The sequence below is a fragment of the Candidatus Methylopumilus turicensis genome (genome assembly GCF_000953015.1).
GTDB lineage: Bacteria > Pseudomonadota > Gammaproteobacteria > Burkholderiales > Methylophilaceae > Methylopumilus_A > Methylopumilus_A turicensis.
Genome location: NZ_LN794158.1, coordinates 1,518,736 through 1,533,217 on the forward strand (window position 1 = coordinate 1,518,736; position 14,482 = coordinate 1,533,217).

Here is a 14,482-nt window from a genome sequence, read left to right on the forward strand (position 1 = left end):
TATTTCCACCCTATTGATGAGAAGTTTGTGTCGTTACTTGTGTTGCCTGTACATCATCAGGCGCCACAATTTGAATATGCTTCGTGTCTGGCACATGCATATGAAGCAGATTAGAGGCGACTTGCTCTAAACGGCTATGCATCGCCCATGTACTTTGTTCCAACTGCAGCTGACTCCATTCAGTTTCTGCAAGCTTTGCTGCCTCTTGTTGTTGCTGTAACTCAAAATATAATTTGCGTGATTTGTGCTGCGAAGTCACTAGACTTAGGGAGCTAATGATTAATACCGCAAATAAAATGAGGTTTAAACGCGTCATTTATAAACTCACCTTGGTGCGTTCCGCCACACGCAATACTGCGCTTCTTGATCTAGGATTTTTCTTCACTTCCGCAGCACTTGGCTTTTGCGCCTTGCCTATGGCCATCATTCTCGGCTGCGGTAAATCTTTAGCTAGAACAGGGAAGTTTGAGGGCAAGTCGTCTCTATCTTGCTCACCCTTCACAAACTGTTTCACGATACGATCTTCTAATGAGTGAAAACTAATCACCGACAATCGACCTTGAGGCGCAAGCATCCGCAAACACTGCGGTAAAACTAACGACAATTCCTCAAGCTCTTGATTGAGGAAAATCCTGAGAGCTTGAAAAGTGCGCGTCGCCGGGTCTTGGCCAGGCTCGATTTTTGGGACTGCACTTGCCACGACCTTGGCAAGTTGCCTAGTAGTGGTGATGGCATGCCCCCCTGTGCGTGACGCAACAATCGCCCTTGCAATCTGTTTAGCAAACCGTTCTTCACCATACGCTTTTATAACCTCCGCCAATTTTTGTTCTGTAGCTACCGCGACAAACTCAGCAGCGGTTTGCCCGCTACTTTGGTCCATACGCATATCCAATGGGCCATCAAATCTAAAACTAAATCCACGCTCGCCAATATCGATTTGCGGAGATGAAATGCCCAAATCCAGCAAAACGCCATCCACAGCAGAAATGCCTAGCTCAGCTAGCACTTCCTCTAGGGCAGCAAAATGACGATGCACAATTTGAAAACGGGCATCTTGAATAGATGCCGCAGAACTGACAGCCGCCAAATCACGATCAAGCGCAATCAAACGACCTTTACTGCCTAACTTTTCCAAAATCTTACGACTGTGGCCACCACGTCCAAACGTACCGTCAACGTAGATACCATTTGGCTTAATCGCCAAACCTTCAACTGCCTCTTCAAGCATCACCGTAATGTGCGGTGACACCTCTCCTACCATTTGTTCAGCGCTGTTTAATGGTGAGCTCGCGCTCACAGTGAAAAGCCCTCTAGTTCATTAGGCAATGCTAAGTCTTCGCCAGCCATGACGATATCCAGTTGTGCGCGCCAAGCTTCGATATTCCAAACCTCAAAGTGGCTACCTTGACCAACCAGCATGGCTTGTTTGTCCAGACCTGCAAATTCACGCAATGCTGGAGACACCAGCAATCGACCTGCCGCATCCATTTGAATATCTTCAGCGTAACCCACTAACAAACGCTGCAAAGCGCTTGAGCGCTTGTCAAATGAAGATAAAGACATCATCTTGGCTTGAATCGGCTCCCAAGCAACTTGCGGATACAACAACAGACAACGATGAGGATGCGCAGTCAACACGAGCTGACCAGCACTTTGAGACAACAGGGCGTCGCGATGCTTGGCTGGCACAGCCAACCGTCCCTTCACATCCAAACTTAATGATGAAGCACCGCGAAACATAAAATCTATTCAATCCCTTTTTTATCTTGATGAGTCATGATGAAAGTGAAGAAAACTTGCTGGCCGATTTAGAAGATGAGTACAAGCAAATCGACCAGCAAATTCCCACAAAACACCACTTTCACCCACTTGTTGACACTATAGATAAAAAAAAGAACTATCGCAAGCCCTTTTTTGTGATTTTTCCTTTATAGGACAATGACTTAGCGCATTTTTTACATAAATAAAATATCCTTAAAAAATAAGCACATAGCTAATTTAATGAATGTGACTTATAAAGAGTCAAAAACAGGGGATTATTTAAGATTATTTAACAAACCCAAGCCCACAAAAGGATTGCGGGGATTGCGACAAAAAATCAAAAAAATTAATAAATTTGAAAATAATTATTTGCTGAAAAGGATGGCTCGTATGAATAAATGTGGGGCGTATGAGCTGAAGGGGAAAAGGCTATGAAGTAAAAAGTGAAGCTGGCCGATAAGCCGGGTTCTGTGCTTGCCTTGCGACAAGTGACAGTCATTCATCTAGGCGTGCAATTACTCACACGCTCAAGCAACCTACCCGCTGACAGCGCGAGCCACGCCATTGTCAGCCTATTTGGTCTTGCTACGGATGGAGGTTACCGCGTTTCACCGTAACTGAATACGCTCGTCTCTGTGGCCCTATTCCGCGCCTTATACTATTGCTAGCTTTCAGCGTACGGCCGTTAGCCGTCATCCTGCTCTGTGTAGCCCGGACTTTCCTCCCCCCATTGCTGAGCGGCGACTGTCTAGCCAGCTTCAAAGCCATTTTAACACGCAAACGATAGCGGCCCTTATAATGACACATCACCCTTAATGATCATGCTCCCGATGACCTCAGAAAAAAATGGACAACTTGACGCTTCATGGCAAGCCGTCATTGGCGAAGAACTCAGTAAGCCTTACATGCAGTCGCTAAGAAACTTTTTAAAGCAAGAAAAAGCCGCAGGCAAAATTATTTATCCACCTAGCCCGCTGATTTTTAATGCATTCAACCACACCCCGTTTGATAAAGTCCGTGTAGTGATTATTGGACAAGACCCTTACCACGGACCAGAGCAGGCCCACGGCTTAAGCTTTTCAGTGCCACAAGGCGTTGCACTGCCACCATCACTCAGAAATATTTTTAAAGAAATTGAAGCGGATTTAGGCATCAAAATGAGCGGCAAGGGCGACCTCACCGCTTGGGCAGATCAAGGCGTTTTGCTGCTTAATGCAACGCTGACAGTAGAAATGGCCAACGCTGGCTCACATCAAAAGCGGGGTTGGGAAGCGTTCACGGATGCCGCCATCGCCGCACTCAATCAACATCGAGAAGGACTGGTGTTTGTGCTGTGGGGAAGTTATGCGCAGAAAAAAGGCGAGATAATCGATGCAAAAAAACACCTAGTACTATCATCGACACATCCCTCACCCTTATCAGCGCATCGTGGTTTTTTTGGTAATCATCAATTCTCACAAATTAACGCTTACCTGACTAAACGTGGTGAAACGCCGATTCACTGGCAAATCTAAACTATCTTCCAAGCAACCGTTTGCCCAGCACGCAAGGGGACTAAAACTTCATCGGCAAATGCAATCTCTGCAGGCACAGACCACACTTCCTTAACCAAAGTAATTTGGTCTGTATTGCGTGGCAAGCCATAAAAATCAGCACCGTAAAAGCTCGCAAAGCCCTCTAGCTTATGAAGCGCATTCGCTGTTTCAAAAACCTCAGCATAAAGCTCAATCCCCGCATGCGCACTATACATACCAGCACATCCACAAGCCGATTCTTTGGCTGATTTAGCATGCGGGGCACTGTCGGTCCCTAAGAAGAATTTGGGGCTGCCTGAGGTTGCTACTTTGACCAAAGCAACACGATGCTCTTCGCGCTTTAAGATAGGCAGGCAGTAATGATGAGGACGGATGCCCCCTGTAAACATGGCATTACGGTTCATGAGTAAATGGTGGGGCGTAATGGTTGCCGCAACATTCGCCGGCGCACTCGCCACAAACTCCGCTGCATCTTTGGTGGTAATGTGTTCAAACACTACTTTAAGCGCTGGGTATTTCACCAGCAAAGGCTTCATATGACGGTCAATAAATACTTTTTCACGATCAAACACATCCACGTCAGCATCGGTCACTTCTGCATGCACTAACAAAGGCATGCCTAACTTTTCCATGGCGCTTAAGGCCGCGGCACATTTATCTAAGCTAGTGACGCCTGAATCAGAGTTAGTGGTTGCACCCGCTGGATAAAGCTTAAACGCTTTTACAAAGCCGCTTGCTTTAGCCTCTTCAACATCTTTTATGCTGGTATTGTCAGTCAAATAAAGCGTCATTAAAGGCTCAAAATTCAACTCACCTGACCGCTCACACTGAGCTTGTCGAAGGGTGGAAAGATCATCTCCCTCGACAGGCTCAGTACGAACGGTAGCAGTTGGCAACGCATCTAAAATACGCTGACGATACTCAGCCGCTAAGGCTATGGTCGTGACGGGCGGACGGAGATTAGGCATCACAATAGCGCGAGCAAAACGATGCGCGGTATCTGGCAATACCGCTTTTAGCGCCTCGCCATCGCGTAAATGTAAATGCCAGTCATCTGGGCGGGTGATGGTGATTTTATGCATGGTTATTCATCTTTGAGTTTTAGGGCAAATTCATAAAGGATGTTCTTTTTAACACCCGTAATGTCCGTCGCTAATTTTACCGCTTGTTTCAATGGCAAGTCAGCCAACAGCAGTTTTAATATGCGCTCAGCGTCTTCGCTAATATCGGCCTGCTCAACCAAAGCGGCCGCTTCGACCAATAATACGAACTCCCCGCGTTGTTGGTTAGAGTCGCTTTCCAGCCATATTTTAGCGTCTTGCAAAGCACAGCGACGAAAAGTCTCGAAGGTCTTAGTAATCTCACGGGCGATGGTAATCCGACGCTCACCCCCTAATACGGTCGCCAAGTCTTCTACACATTCAATAATACGATGCGGCGCTTCATAAAACACCAATGTGGATGGGTAGGCTTTTAAGACTTCTAAAGTCTTGCGCCTTTGCGAGCCGCTTGCTGGCAAAAAGCCATGAAACACAAAGCCGTTAGCGGTAATGCCAGAGGCAGATAGGGCGGCAATCACCGCGCTAGCGCCCGGTACCGGTACAACCCTAACCCCGGCTTCTCGAAGCACGTCCACCACAATCGCCCCTGGGTCGCTAATGCCTGGGGTTCCGGCGTCGGTAACCAACGCAATCGACTCTCCAGCCCGCAGCCGATCCAACAAAATTTGAGCGGATTTTTGTTCATTGTGCTCATGCACAGCAATCAACTTTTTTTGAATCGCAAAATGTGACAATAAATGCGAGGTATGCCGCGTGTCTTCTGCTGCAATCGCATCCACCGTTTTTAAAATTTCTAGCGCGCGTAGCGTAATATCTTGGAGGTTTCCAATTGGGGTGGCGACCACATATAATGTAGGTTCATGATGAACACTCAATTCAAACTCTCTTTCATGCTGTTCGTGCTGATTTTATCAGCCATCCCAACTATATTTGGTACTAACAATTTAGCTTACGCAGAAAAAAATTCTAAGCTCACAAAAAGCACTGAGGATTATTTTGTAGAAAGTTACAACTGCCTCAAAAAGAACGACAAAGTTTGTGCACAATTGGCCGCTGCAAGCATTCCCAGTCTTTCCCCATACTCAAAGCTTCTGAATGGGATTTTTGCCAGCATCGAGGGCGATTTTGACACAACATTTCTTGAGTTACTGCCACTGCAAACAAATCAATCACTGAATCTGCAGGCAAACGTAAGTTTACACACAAGCCTAGCACTAGCCTACGAAAACCAATCAGATAGCCTTCGCGCTTTAGAGCAACGTGTCATTGCTGATGCGTTACTGCAAAAACTCACGCCCATCAACCAAGAAGATATCAATGCCAACGAACATCAGATTTGGGAGATTGTTTCTGTTTTAAGCAAAAAAAATCTGACTGAAATGCGCGGAAATAGCAACGACACGAATATTCAGGGCTGGATTGATTTAGCGCTCGCGGCAAAATACCAAAACAATGGCGAAAGCAATCAGCAAGCCATCGATCGCTGGCACCTCGCTTATCCTGATCATGCCGCTAAAAACACTATTGCGTCAGGGTTATTGCCAGCCCCCTCATCCAAAAAAAGCATTCAAAAAGCAAAATTAAAAGGCCCTGTGGCTATTTTATTGCCCTTTTCAAAAGCCGATCTTTATCCCATTTCGGATGCCATTGAACGCGGGTTTACTGCGGCCAAAAAAATTGCCAATGACAATGCTGTTGTCAATATATACGCGAGCGATGTGGATGCAACCCATACCACTTTACTTTACCAACAAGCATTAAACGAAGGCGCGCGTTATGTTCTAGGCCCATTCACTGAAAATGAAGTGGAGGCCGTCCGTCATGAGACAAGCTCAGCCATCACATTGATGCTACACAAAAAAGAAAATAACCCTAGCCATCCCAACCAATTCTTTTACGGCTTATCGGCATCTGATGAAATTCAACAAATCATCAAACTCGCTTACAACTTAGGCATGACCAAAGCGGCGATTGTTAAAACTAATCAAGCTTTGAGTCAAAAAAATGCTGAAGTATTCAAGGAAAACTGGCTTTCTACGGGTGGTCTATTGACCGTCACCAATGCTGACGATCAGAACATTAAACAACAAATTAACGAGTGTGCTTGCGACATGATTTTTATTGCAGAACCGGCTGAGAGTGCGAGGACTATACGCCAATTACTGCCTACCAATATGCCAACATTTGGACTCTCTGAGATTTTTAGCGGCCTCAGCGCTAATGCTGATGACGCGCCATTAAAAGGTATTCGATTTGTTGATGCGCCTTGGCTAACGGATAGAGAAAATCCAAAATTCTTACGCTATAAAGAAGCCGCCAAGGACTTACCGGCTGGTGAAATGCAGCGATGGTTTGCATTGGGTGCTGATGCCTATCAAATCATTCTTGCGCTAGAGGCAATGCCCTCCAATGGCGCCACGATCGACGGGCTTTCTGGCAAAATAGAAATCAATGCGAGCGGTCAAATAAGGCGCACTTTATCCAATGCTAGCTTTGCTAATGATGGCATTAGGCTGGAAGCCCCTCATTAACTTAGGTCATGAATGATCAGGGCCAAGCAGCCGAGGACTTTGCGGCAGAATACTTAAAAGCAAAAGGATTAAAGCTCATTGCTAACAATTATCGCTCTCGTTTTGGTGAGATTGATTTAATTATGCGCGATGGCGAAAGCTTAGTGTTTATTGAGGTACGCTTTCGCAAAAATAAAGCATTTGGCGGAGCTGAAGAGAGCATTACCGCATCAAAGCAACACAAAATCATCATGACAGCGGCTTATTTTCTTCAGCAACAGGGCAATCAAGCCTGTCGATTTGATGTTGTCCTTATGGACAAATTAGATGCGCAACACATTCATTGGATTAAAAATGCGTTTGAAGCTTAAGCTCACGATAAAAACAGAAAAGACAGTGGTAATTTCATGGATTTAAAAAAACGCATCATTCAGCATTTTGAAGACAGTGCCCACTTAAAACTGGCGCTTGCAGAACTCCTGGCTGAGCCAATTGCGGCATCCGCAGAGATCATGGTCGAGGCATTTTTAAAAGAAAAGAAGGTGCTTGCATGCGGCAACGGCGCTGGGGCATCGAATGCACAATACTTTAGCTCTCGCATGCTCAACCATTTTGAAATGGAGCGACCAGGCTTGGCAGCCATTTCATTAAGTGCTGACAGCACAACGCTCACTGCCATTGCGAACTTTGGTCATTATGATCAAACTTTTGCTAAGCAAGTATTAGCGCTTGGCTATGCGGGTGACGTATTGCTTGCGATCAGCACAAGTGGCAATGCCGCGAATATATTAAATGCCATCAAAGCCGCAAAAGAACGTAACATGAGCGTGATTGCGCTTAGCGGTGGTGATGGCGGCTTGTTGGTTGAGCTGTTGGAGGACCAGGATATTCACCTTGGTGTACCCAACGACAGCCCCGCAAGAATTCAAGAAGCTTATATTCTCATTTTGCATTGCTTGTGCGATGCTATCGATTGTCTTTTACTTGGAGTAGATTAAATGCGTGTATTCACTAAAACTTCACTTGGAACGTTAATCCTCGCTGCTGCCCTCAGCACACAACTCACTGCTTGCGTTCCGGTCATTGTAGGCGGCGCTGCAGTGGGCGGCTCAATGGCGGCTGACAGACGCACATCAGGCACTTATATTGAAGACCAAGCCATAGAGCTTAAAGCCAGCAAAGCGATTGCAGATAGCCTCAAAGAAAAAGTGCATGCAAACCTAACAAGTTTTAACCGCCAGTTACTGATTACAGGCGAAGTTTCGGACGAAGCGAATAAGAAAAAAGCAGAGTCATTAGTGAAGCCCATTGAAAACGTACTCAGCATTCACAATTATCTTGCAATAGGCCCAAATTCTTCACTGAGCACTAGAACCAATGATGCTTACATCACGTCAAAAGTAAAAGCCAACTTTATTAAAGAAAATAAATTCTCGGCTAACTATGTCAAAGTAGTGACCGAGAGCGGCAGCGTTTATCTTCTTGGCTTGGTAACTCATAAAGAAGCCGATGATGCAGTCGAAATTGCTCGTAGTATCGGTGGTGTTAAAACAGTGGTGAAGGTATTTGAATATATAGATTAAACGCGAGAGCCTTATTCCTTGATAAAATAAGGTTTATACAAAATTGGTAATGTGGATAACTAGGTAATTTATATGAGTGAAACAACGAAAGAAATTATTATTGAAGGCCTGACGCGCGCGGGCAAGCCATTCCGTCCAAGTGACTGGGTGGATCGCATGTGTAGCACCTACGCGAGCTTTGGCGCAGACCGTAAACTCAAGTACTCACCCTACTTAAAGCCTCGTGTAGTGAACGGCGTTCGTTGTTTGGCGGTTGATTTAAAGCTCAAAGACATCAATCCTGAAGGCTACGCGCAACTGATGCACTTTTCGACGGAAAATAATTTAAACGTCTTGGATGAAAACGGTGTCAGCATTGACACGCCAACTTAAAATACCGTTCGTTTAAAAAAATCGCCTGCCTTAGCGCAGGCTTTTTTATGGCTCAAAGCCATTACTTCTCTATTGATTCATGCGGTGACGCCATGATGATCGACTCAACAGCAAGCTTAGTAAGCCCACCCTGTTTAAGTTTCACTAGCTTACCCTGCGGATTGTAAATCAGCGTGGTAGGCAGAATCTTTGGTGAACCAAACTGCGCAAAAATTTTGGGGGTCCCCAATATAATTGGGTAAGAGACCAGCATATCATCTACAAACAGACGGACCTCCTGGGCATTTTTATAGTCAACAGCGATGCCAAGCACCATCAAATCCTTAGATTTGGCTTGTAGATAGCGTTGTTCATAAAGCGAAATAAAATCTGGCAATTCATCTAAACAAGGCGGGCACCAGGTTGCCCAATAGTTGATTAATACCCATTTGCCGCGATAGTCAGATAAACGATGCTCTTTGCCCGCCAGGTCTTTCATCACAAAATCCTTGGAGGCGATGCTTTTGGAAACTTCATTGTTAGAAAGCTCAGCTTTTGCGTTAAATACTGACAGCGCTAACAAAGTTAAGGCCAATAAACATTGGCTTAATAAACGAATCATGCGTAAAGATTGAAAACAGTTCATGATCAAATATTATCACCAACACAAGCAAAGACGCACACTTTGAGTCATCCCTCAATCCAATCAGCATCGATTCATGCGAAAGAGATCAAGACAACACTTCACTTAAGGCTGTTTTTTCGCTAGGATAGCGGAATAGTTTTTAACTTTTTCTAATTTCAGATATTAATTTTCAATTTAAAGGTTCACCACAACATGAGCGATCAAATCATTCATACTAGCGACGACGCTTTCGAGCAAGACGTTTTACAATCACAACTTCCAGTATTAGTTGATTACTGGGCTGAGTGGTGTGGCCCATGCAAAATGATTGCGCCAATTTTGGATGAAGTTGCGAAAGAATATGAAGGCCGCGTTAAAGTTGCCAAGCTTAATATTGATGAAAATCAAAACACACCGCCTAAATACGGCATTCGTGGCATTCCAACCTTAATGCTGTTCAAAAACGGCAACGTAGAAGCCACCAAGGTTGGTGCACTATCAAAATCGCAATTAACCGCTTTCATTGACAGCAACATTTAATCGATATAGTCTTGTGTCTGGTTCATTCAGAACCAGACACTTTTTGTAAGTTCCAAGCTTCATCATCCCTCTTAAGTAGTTTCGTTTTTCAGTGAGCCTCCCCATATGCATTTATCAGACCTAAAACACCTCCCCGTCACAGAACTCGTCGATATGGCCATTGCAAGCGAGATCGAAAACGCCAGCCGCATGCGCAAACAAGACTTAATTTTTGCTTTGTTGAAAAATACGGCTAAAAAAGGCGATAGCATTTTTGGGGATGGTACTTTAGAGGTCTTGCAAGATGGTTTTGGCTTTTTACGTTCACCAGACACCTCTTACTTAGCAGGCCCTGATGATATTTATGTTTCACCTTCACAAATTCGCCGTTTCAATTTACACACTGGCGATACGATTCAAGGTGAGATTCGCACCCCAAAAGATGGTGAACGTTACTTTGCTTTAGTGAAAGTAGATAGTGTTAACGGCGAGTCTCCAGAAAACACCAAAAACAAGATTCTGTTTGAAAACTTAACGCCACTATTTCCAACTATTCCGCTCACATTAGAGCGTGATATTCGCAGTGAAGAAAACGTGACTGGCCGTGTCATTGACATGATTGCGCCAATTGGCCGCGGCCAACGTGCCCTTTTAGTGGCGAGTCCAAAAAGCGGTAAAACCGTGATGATGCAACATATTGCACACGCGATTACCGCCAACCATCCTGATGTTAGCTTGATCGTACTGTTGATTGACGAGCGTCCTGAAGAAGTGACGGAAATGACACGTTCAGTCAAAGGCGAAGTGGTTGCTTCAACCTTTGATGAGCCAGCAACACGTCACGTACAAGTCGCTGAAATGGTGTTAGAAAAAGCAAAACGCTTGGTTGAACATAAAAAAGATGTGGTGATTTTATTAGACTCAATTACCCGGCTAGCACGCGCTTACAACACGGTTGTACCTGCATCAGGCAAAGTACTCACCGGTGGTGTGGATGCCAATGCATTACAACGCCCGAAACGTTTCTTCGGCGCAGCGCGTAATATTGAAGAAGGTGGTTCACTCACGATCATCGCAACCGCACTTGTGGATACAGGTTCACGGATGGATGATGTGATTTATGAAGAGTTTAAAGGCACAGGCAATATGGAAATCCATCTTGACCGCCGCATGGCTGAAAAACGCATTTATCCAGCGATTAACGTCAATAAATCTGGCACACGCCGTGAAGAACTGTTGATTGAAAAAGATATTCTGCAAAAGATTTGGGTGCTACGTAAATTACTCTACCCAATGGACGACTTGGAAGCGATGGAATTCTTGCTTGATAAAATCAAAGCCACCAAAAACAATGCTGACTTTTTTGACAGCATGCGTAGAGGTTAATTGCTCGGCTTAAATATCCGCTTAGTAGTTGCTTAATTTAAATAATTCATTGATAATTGCGGGCTCAGTAAAAAGCTATTGAAAGAGATTTGACCATGAAGGCCGAAATTCATCCAGAGTACAACGAAATTAACGTATCTTGCAGCTGCGGCAGCAAGTTCAAAACGCGTTCTACTAACAGCAAAGACTTAAACATTGAAGTATGTTCACAATGTCATCCATTCTACACAGGCAAGCAAAAGATTTTAGATACTGCTGGTCGTGTTGAGAAATTCCGCCAAAAATACGGCATGTAATATTGGGTGCATACTCAAAAAAGGCAGCTCACGCTGCCTTTTTTATTTTAGACTATCCAACATCTGAAATAAGCATATGGAATCAAGGCAAAATCTAGATGGCATTTGAGATTGATCATGATTGGCAAGGCAATTTAGCCACACCAAGAGCAAGAATTGGTGAGGTAGCAAAAACGCGCCTCTTAATTATTCTCTGTTGTATTTGGATTTGCCTCGGTCTAATTGGCCATCAACCTTGGAAGCCAAACGAATCCACCAGTATCAGCATCATCAAAAGCATGCTCGCAGGCGAGCATCTGCTCACGCCTCTTGCGATTGGCGACTCCGTCATCAAAAACCCGCCTTTGTACTATCTCTCAGCAGCAACCTTTTCTAAAGCACTCAGCCCATTATTAAATACGCATGATGCTGCACGCATTGCGAGTGGCTTTTGGATGGCACTGACACTTCTTCTATCCGGCATGATAGGGCGGGAGTTATGGGGTGAAGGCATGGGACGACAAACCACCTTCATTATGCTCAGCTCGATTGGCCTCATTGCTGTGGCCCACTTACTCATGCCAGAAGTCTCAGCACTGACGGGTAGTGCCATGGCATTCTATGGATTAGCGCTTGCAAGACGCAGGCCCTTCAGAGCCAGTGTATTGCTAGGGACCGGCATCGGCATTAGCTTTATGTCGACAGGACTGATCACTGCTGCAATTAGCCTATTCACAGCGATTCTATTGCCGATGTTATTCAAAGCATGGCGATCAAAAAGCTACGCCATTGTGCTTGGCTTGGCTGCGATTACTTTAGCCCCATGGATGTTGATATGGCCTGTATTGATGTGGCATATGTCACCCAACCATTTAAGTGCTTGGTGGGACAACCAAATACAATTTTCGCAATTTAACCACTTATATACCATCCGCACCCTTTCCTGGTTCGCTTGGCCAGCACTTCCGATTGCAGGCTGGGGCGTATGGCGATTTCGCTCAAGTTTGCTTTCCAAACCAAAATTTCAACTAATCGTGACCTTTTTCATCATGGCATTTTTAATGATTGGGCTGAAATCAAAAAATGCTGACGTTGCCATACTGACGCTTCTTATTCCGCTTGTAGCCATGGCTGGTGGTGCCGCGGAAACGCTTAAACGAGGCGCGGCTGGGGCGCTAAATTGGTTCGGTCTGGTGTTGTTTGGCTTGATGGGCATTCTCATTTGGCTTGGCTGGATTGCCATCATGACAGGCTACCCCGCAAAACTTTCGGCACGCATGCATATTCTGTCTGGCCTCACAGAAGCCCACATTAACTACCCTGCACTAGTCATTGCCTTATTCGCGACCCTAGTATGGGGAATTACCATCAATGCCAAACGCTCAAACCGTGCTGCAGTCACCGATTGGGCTGTTGGTATTACCATGGCCTGGAGCTTGCTGATGGCATTATGGCTACCAATGATAGATTCAGCCAAAAGCTATCAAAGCGTGATGTTGAGTTTCAAAGAAGCTTTACCCAAAAAACATGGCTGCATCAACAGTACTGGCTTCGGCCAAGCACAACAAGCGTTGTTGGATTACTACACCGAACTTCGTGTTCTTCCTTTAAAAAATACCATCCAACCAAATTGCGATTTATATTTGGTTCAGGAAGATAAGCATCACGGGCATATCAATCCGGGTGAAGGGTGGAAAGTGATTTGGCAAGGCAACCGTCCCGCTGATCGACATGAAAAGTTTAGGCTGTATCAAAAAATAAACTAAACCCATATCCACAGGTTGAACAGCATTGTGTCCCGCTGCCCAAAGACTTAATATTCAAAGACAGATACCGTAAGCCAAGCCTAAATCTCAGCCGATTAACAACCAATATGCCAACTGAACCCAATACACTGATTGATGCGCACGGACGACAAGTCGATTACATTCGCTTGTCTATCACCGATCGCTGCGATTTTCGCTGTACGTATTGCATGGGCGAAGATGTCTCTTTCTTATCCAGAGACGAAGTGCTGAGTCTTGAAGAATGCGCTCGCATCGTTAAAACCTTCGTTGCACTGGGTGTAAGCAAAGTCCGCATCACCGGTGGCGAGCCCTTAGTTCGCAAAAATGCCATTTGGCTATTTGAAGAAATTGGTCAATTGGCCGGCGTGCGGGAGCTTGTTACCACGACCAATGGTTCTCAGCTTGCGCATCAAGCACTCGCATTAAAAGCTGCCGGCGTTAAGCGCATCAATATTAGTCTGGATAGTCTCAATGCTGAACGCTTCAAAAAGATCACACGCGTCGGCGATTTAGCAAAAGTCTTAGGTGGTATCGCCGCCGCCAAACAAGTGAGCTTTGAAAACATTAAACTCAATACTGTGCTCATGCGCGGCATCAATGATGATGAAACATTAGATTTAGTGCGATTTGCGATCGAGCAAAAAATTGATATTTCATTCATTGAAGAAATGCCAATAGGCGCTGTTGACCATGCGCGCGATAGCTCTTTTGTCAGCAATACCGAAACGCTCGCCACACTTCAACAACACTTTCCACTCGTAAGCAGTGCGCTGAATACTGGCGGCCCTGCTCGCTATTGGCAAGTAACTGACACCCAGACAAAAGTTGGCTTTATTTCACCGCATAGCCACAACTTTTGCGAAGCATGTAATCGTGTGCGCATCACTTGCAAAGGCGAGCTTTACTTATGCTTGGGCCAAGATGACAAAATCGAACTGATGCCGATTCTGCGCGCCCATCCCCATGATGATGAACCGCTCAAACAAGCGATTATCGAGAGCATGAAAATCAAACCTAAAGGCCATGATTTTGATCTCAAGCGTGCTGCGCCAGCTGTTGTTAGATTTATGTCACACACGGGCGGCTAGC

The 14,482-nt window shown here is 45.2% G+C and carries 17 protein-coding genes and 1 other RNA gene; 11 read left to right on the forward strand and 7 right to left on the reverse strand.

All coding sequences use genetic code 11. The annotated features are described in order from the left end of the window. Positions 1–10: 10 nt before the first annotated feature. The 4 genes from ftsL to rnpB all read right to left on the reverse strand — a co-directional run bounded on the left by ftsL (position 11) and on the right by rnpB (position 2,521). Positions 11–316: a cell division protein FtsL gene (ftsL, locus tag BN1209_RS07630; protein WP_045751645.1), complete on the reverse strand. Its 306-nt coding sequence runs from the start codon at positions 314–316 to the stop codon at positions 11–13. Further along, positions 317–1,261, reverse strand: coding sequence for a 16S rRNA (cytosine(1402)-N(4))-methyltransferase RsmH (rsmH, locus tag BN1209_RS07635; RefSeq protein ID WP_082048467.1), 945 nt, complete (start codon positions 1,259–1,261; stop codon positions 317–319). 32 nt (positions 1,262–1,293) lie between these two features. Next, a complete protein-coding gene (gene mraZ / locus BN1209_RS07640; protein ID WP_045751647.1) occupies positions 1,294–1,740 on the reverse strand; it encodes a division/cell wall cluster transcriptional repressor MraZ in 447 nt (148 codons plus the stop codon). Positions 1,741–2,202: 462 nt separating this feature from the next. Further along, positions 2,203–2,521: RNase P RNA component class A (rnpB, locus tag BN1209_RS08940), an RNA gene on the reverse strand. 70 nt (positions 2,522–2,591) lie between these two features. Here rnpB and ung point away from each other — a divergent pair. Further along, a complete protein-coding gene (ung, locus tag BN1209_RS07650; protein WP_082048468.1) occupies positions 2,592–3,275 on the forward strand; it encodes a uracil-DNA glycosylase in 684 nt (227 codons plus the stop codon). Here ung and pyrC read toward each other — a convergent pair. Both pyrC and rsmI read right to left on the reverse strand, forming a co-directional pair. Further along, positions 3,272–4,378 (reverse strand): dihydroorotase, encoded by a 1,107-nt coding sequence (gene pyrC, locus BN1209_RS07655; RefSeq protein WP_045751649.1) that lies wholly within the window; start codon positions 4,376–4,378, stop codon positions 3,272–3,274. The genes ung and pyrC overlap by 4 nt on opposite strands. Positions 4,379–4,380: 2 nt before the next feature. Then, positions 4,381–5,232 (reverse strand): 16S rRNA (cytidine(1402)-2'-O)-methyltransferase, encoded by an 852-nt coding sequence (rsmI, locus tag BN1209_RS07660; protein WP_045751650.1) that lies wholly within the window; start codon positions 5,230–5,232, stop codon positions 4,381–4,383. Between rsmI and BN1209_RS07665 the strand changes: the two genes are divergently transcribed. From BN1209_RS07665 to BN1209_RS07685, 5 genes are all read left to right on the forward strand, one after another. Continuing rightward, the gene (locus BN1209_RS07665) at positions 5,218–6,888 is read left to right on the forward strand and encodes a penicillin-binding protein activator (protein WP_082048432.1); all 1,671 of its coding nucleotides are present in this window, start codon (positions 5,218–5,220) and stop codon (positions 6,886–6,888) included. The two genes, rsmI and BN1209_RS07665, sit on opposite strands and share 15 nt — an antisense overlap. A gap of 8 nt (positions 6,889–6,896) precedes the next feature. Beyond that, complete coding sequence (locus tag BN1209_RS07670; protein ID WP_045751651.1) at positions 6,897–7,238, forward strand: YraN family protein; 342 nt, start codon at positions 6,897–6,899, stop codon at positions 7,236–7,238. Between the two features lie 36 nt (positions 7,239–7,274). Beyond that, entirely contained in the window at positions 7,275–7,865 is a 591-nt protein-coding gene (locus tag BN1209_RS07675; RefSeq protein WP_045751652.1) for an SIS domain-containing protein, read from the forward strand. Continuing rightward, positions 7,866–8,450: a BON domain-containing protein gene (locus BN1209_RS07680; RefSeq protein WP_045751653.1), complete on the forward strand. Its 585-nt coding sequence runs from the start codon at positions 7,866–7,868 to the stop codon at positions 8,448–8,450. Between the two features lie 72 nt (positions 8,451–8,522). Continuing rightward, a complete protein-coding gene (locus BN1209_RS07685; RefSeq protein WP_045751654.1) occupies positions 8,523–8,822 on the forward strand; it encodes a DUF3579 domain-containing protein in 300 nt (99 codons plus the stop codon). 61 nt (positions 8,823–8,883) lie between these two features. Here BN1209_RS07685 and BN1209_RS07690 read toward each other — a convergent pair whose 3' ends face one another. Then, positions 8,884–9,447, reverse strand: coding sequence for a TlpA disulfide reductase family protein (locus BN1209_RS07690; RefSeq protein WP_231855127.1), 564 nt, complete (start codon positions 9,445–9,447; stop codon positions 8,884–8,886). Positions 9,448–9,639: 192 nt separating this feature from the next. On the opposite strand from BN1209_RS07690, the gene trxA reads away from it, so the two are divergent. From trxA to moaA, 5 genes are all read left to right on the forward strand, one after another. Next, positions 9,640–9,966: a thioredoxin TrxA gene (trxA, locus tag BN1209_RS07695; RefSeq protein WP_045751655.1), complete on the forward strand. Its 327-nt coding sequence runs from the start codon at positions 9,640–9,642 to the stop codon at positions 9,964–9,966. 105 nt (positions 9,967–10,071) lie between these two features. Then, positions 10,072–11,331 (forward strand): transcription termination factor Rho, encoded by a 1,260-nt coding sequence (gene rho, locus BN1209_RS07700; protein ID WP_045751656.1) that lies wholly within the window; start codon positions 10,072–10,074, stop codon positions 11,329–11,331. A gap of 95 nt (positions 11,332–11,426) precedes the next feature. Then, complete coding sequence (gene rpmE, locus BN1209_RS07705; RefSeq protein ID WP_045751657.1) at positions 11,427–11,627, forward strand: 50S ribosomal protein L31; 201 nt, start codon at positions 11,427–11,429, stop codon at positions 11,625–11,627. A 98-nt stretch (positions 11,628–11,725) separates the two neighbouring features. Then, complete coding sequence (locus BN1209_RS07710; RefSeq protein ID WP_045751658.1) at positions 11,726–13,372, forward strand: ArnT family glycosyltransferase; 1,647 nt, start codon at positions 11,726–11,728, stop codon at positions 13,370–13,372. Between the two features lie 107 nt (positions 13,373–13,479). Beyond that, a complete protein-coding gene (gene moaA / locus BN1209_RS07715) occupies positions 13,480–14,481 on the forward strand; it encodes a GTP 3',8-cyclase MoaA (RefSeq protein ID WP_045751659.1) in 1,002 nt (333 codons plus the stop codon). The last annotated feature ends 1 nt before the right edge of the window (position 14,482 follow it).

Bases quoted from the DNA above. Each gene is read 5' to 3' on its own strand.
- ftsL (WP_045751645.1), bottom strand. From the start codon at position 316: ATGACGCGTTTAAACCTCATTTTATTTGCGGTATTAATCATTAGCTCC.
- rsmH (WP_082048467.1), bottom strand. From the start codon at position 1,261: ATGGTAGGAGAGGTGTCACCGCACATTACGGTGATGCTTGAAGAGGCA.
- mraZ (WP_045751647.1), bottom strand. From the start codon at position 1,740: ATGTTTCGCGGTGCTTCATCATTAAGTTTGGATGTGAAGGGACGGTTG.
- ung (WP_082048468.1), top strand. From the start codon at position 2,592: ATGACCTCAGAAAAAAATGGACAACTTGACGCTTCATGGCAAGCCGTC.
- pyrC (WP_045751649.1), bottom strand. From the start codon at position 4,378: ATGCATAAAATCACCATCACCCGCCCAGATGACTGGCATTTACATTTA.
- BN1209_RS07665 (WP_082048432.1), top strand. From the start codon at position 5,218: ATGATGAACACTCAATTCAAACTCTCTTTCATGCTGTTCGTGCTGATT.
- BN1209_RS07670 (WP_045751651.1), top strand. From the start codon at position 6,897: ATGAATGATCAGGGCCAAGCAGCCGAGGACTTTGCGGCAGAATACTTA.
- BN1209_RS07675 (WP_045751652.1), top strand. From the start codon at position 7,275: ATGGATTTAAAAAAACGCATCATTCAGCATTTTGAAGACAGTGCCCAC.
- BN1209_RS07680 (WP_045751653.1), top strand. From the start codon at position 7,866: ATGCGTGTATTCACTAAAACTTCACTTGGAACGTTAATCCTCGCTGCT.
- BN1209_RS07685 (WP_045751654.1), top strand. From the start codon at position 8,523: ATGAGTGAAACAACGAAAGAAATTATTATTGAAGGCCTGACGCGCGCG.
- BN1209_RS07690 (WP_231855127.1), bottom strand. From the start codon at position 9,447: ATGAACTGTTTTCAATCTTTACGCATGATTCGTTTATTAAGCCAATGT.
- trxA (WP_045751655.1), top strand. From the start codon at position 9,640: ATGAGCGATCAAATCATTCATACTAGCGACGACGCTTTCGAGCAAGAC.
- rho (WP_045751656.1), top strand. From the start codon at position 10,072: ATGCATTTATCAGACCTAAAACACCTCCCCGTCACAGAACTCGTCGAT.
- rpmE (WP_045751657.1), top strand. From the start codon at position 11,427: ATGAAGGCCGAAATTCATCCAGAGTACAACGAAATTAACGTATCTTGC.
- BN1209_RS07710 (WP_045751658.1), top strand. From the start codon at position 11,726: ATGGCATTTGAGATTGATCATGATTGGCAAGGCAATTTAGCCACACCA.
- moaA (WP_045751659.1), top strand. From the start codon at position 13,480: ATGCCAACTGAACCCAATACACTGATTGATGCGCACGGACGACAAGTC.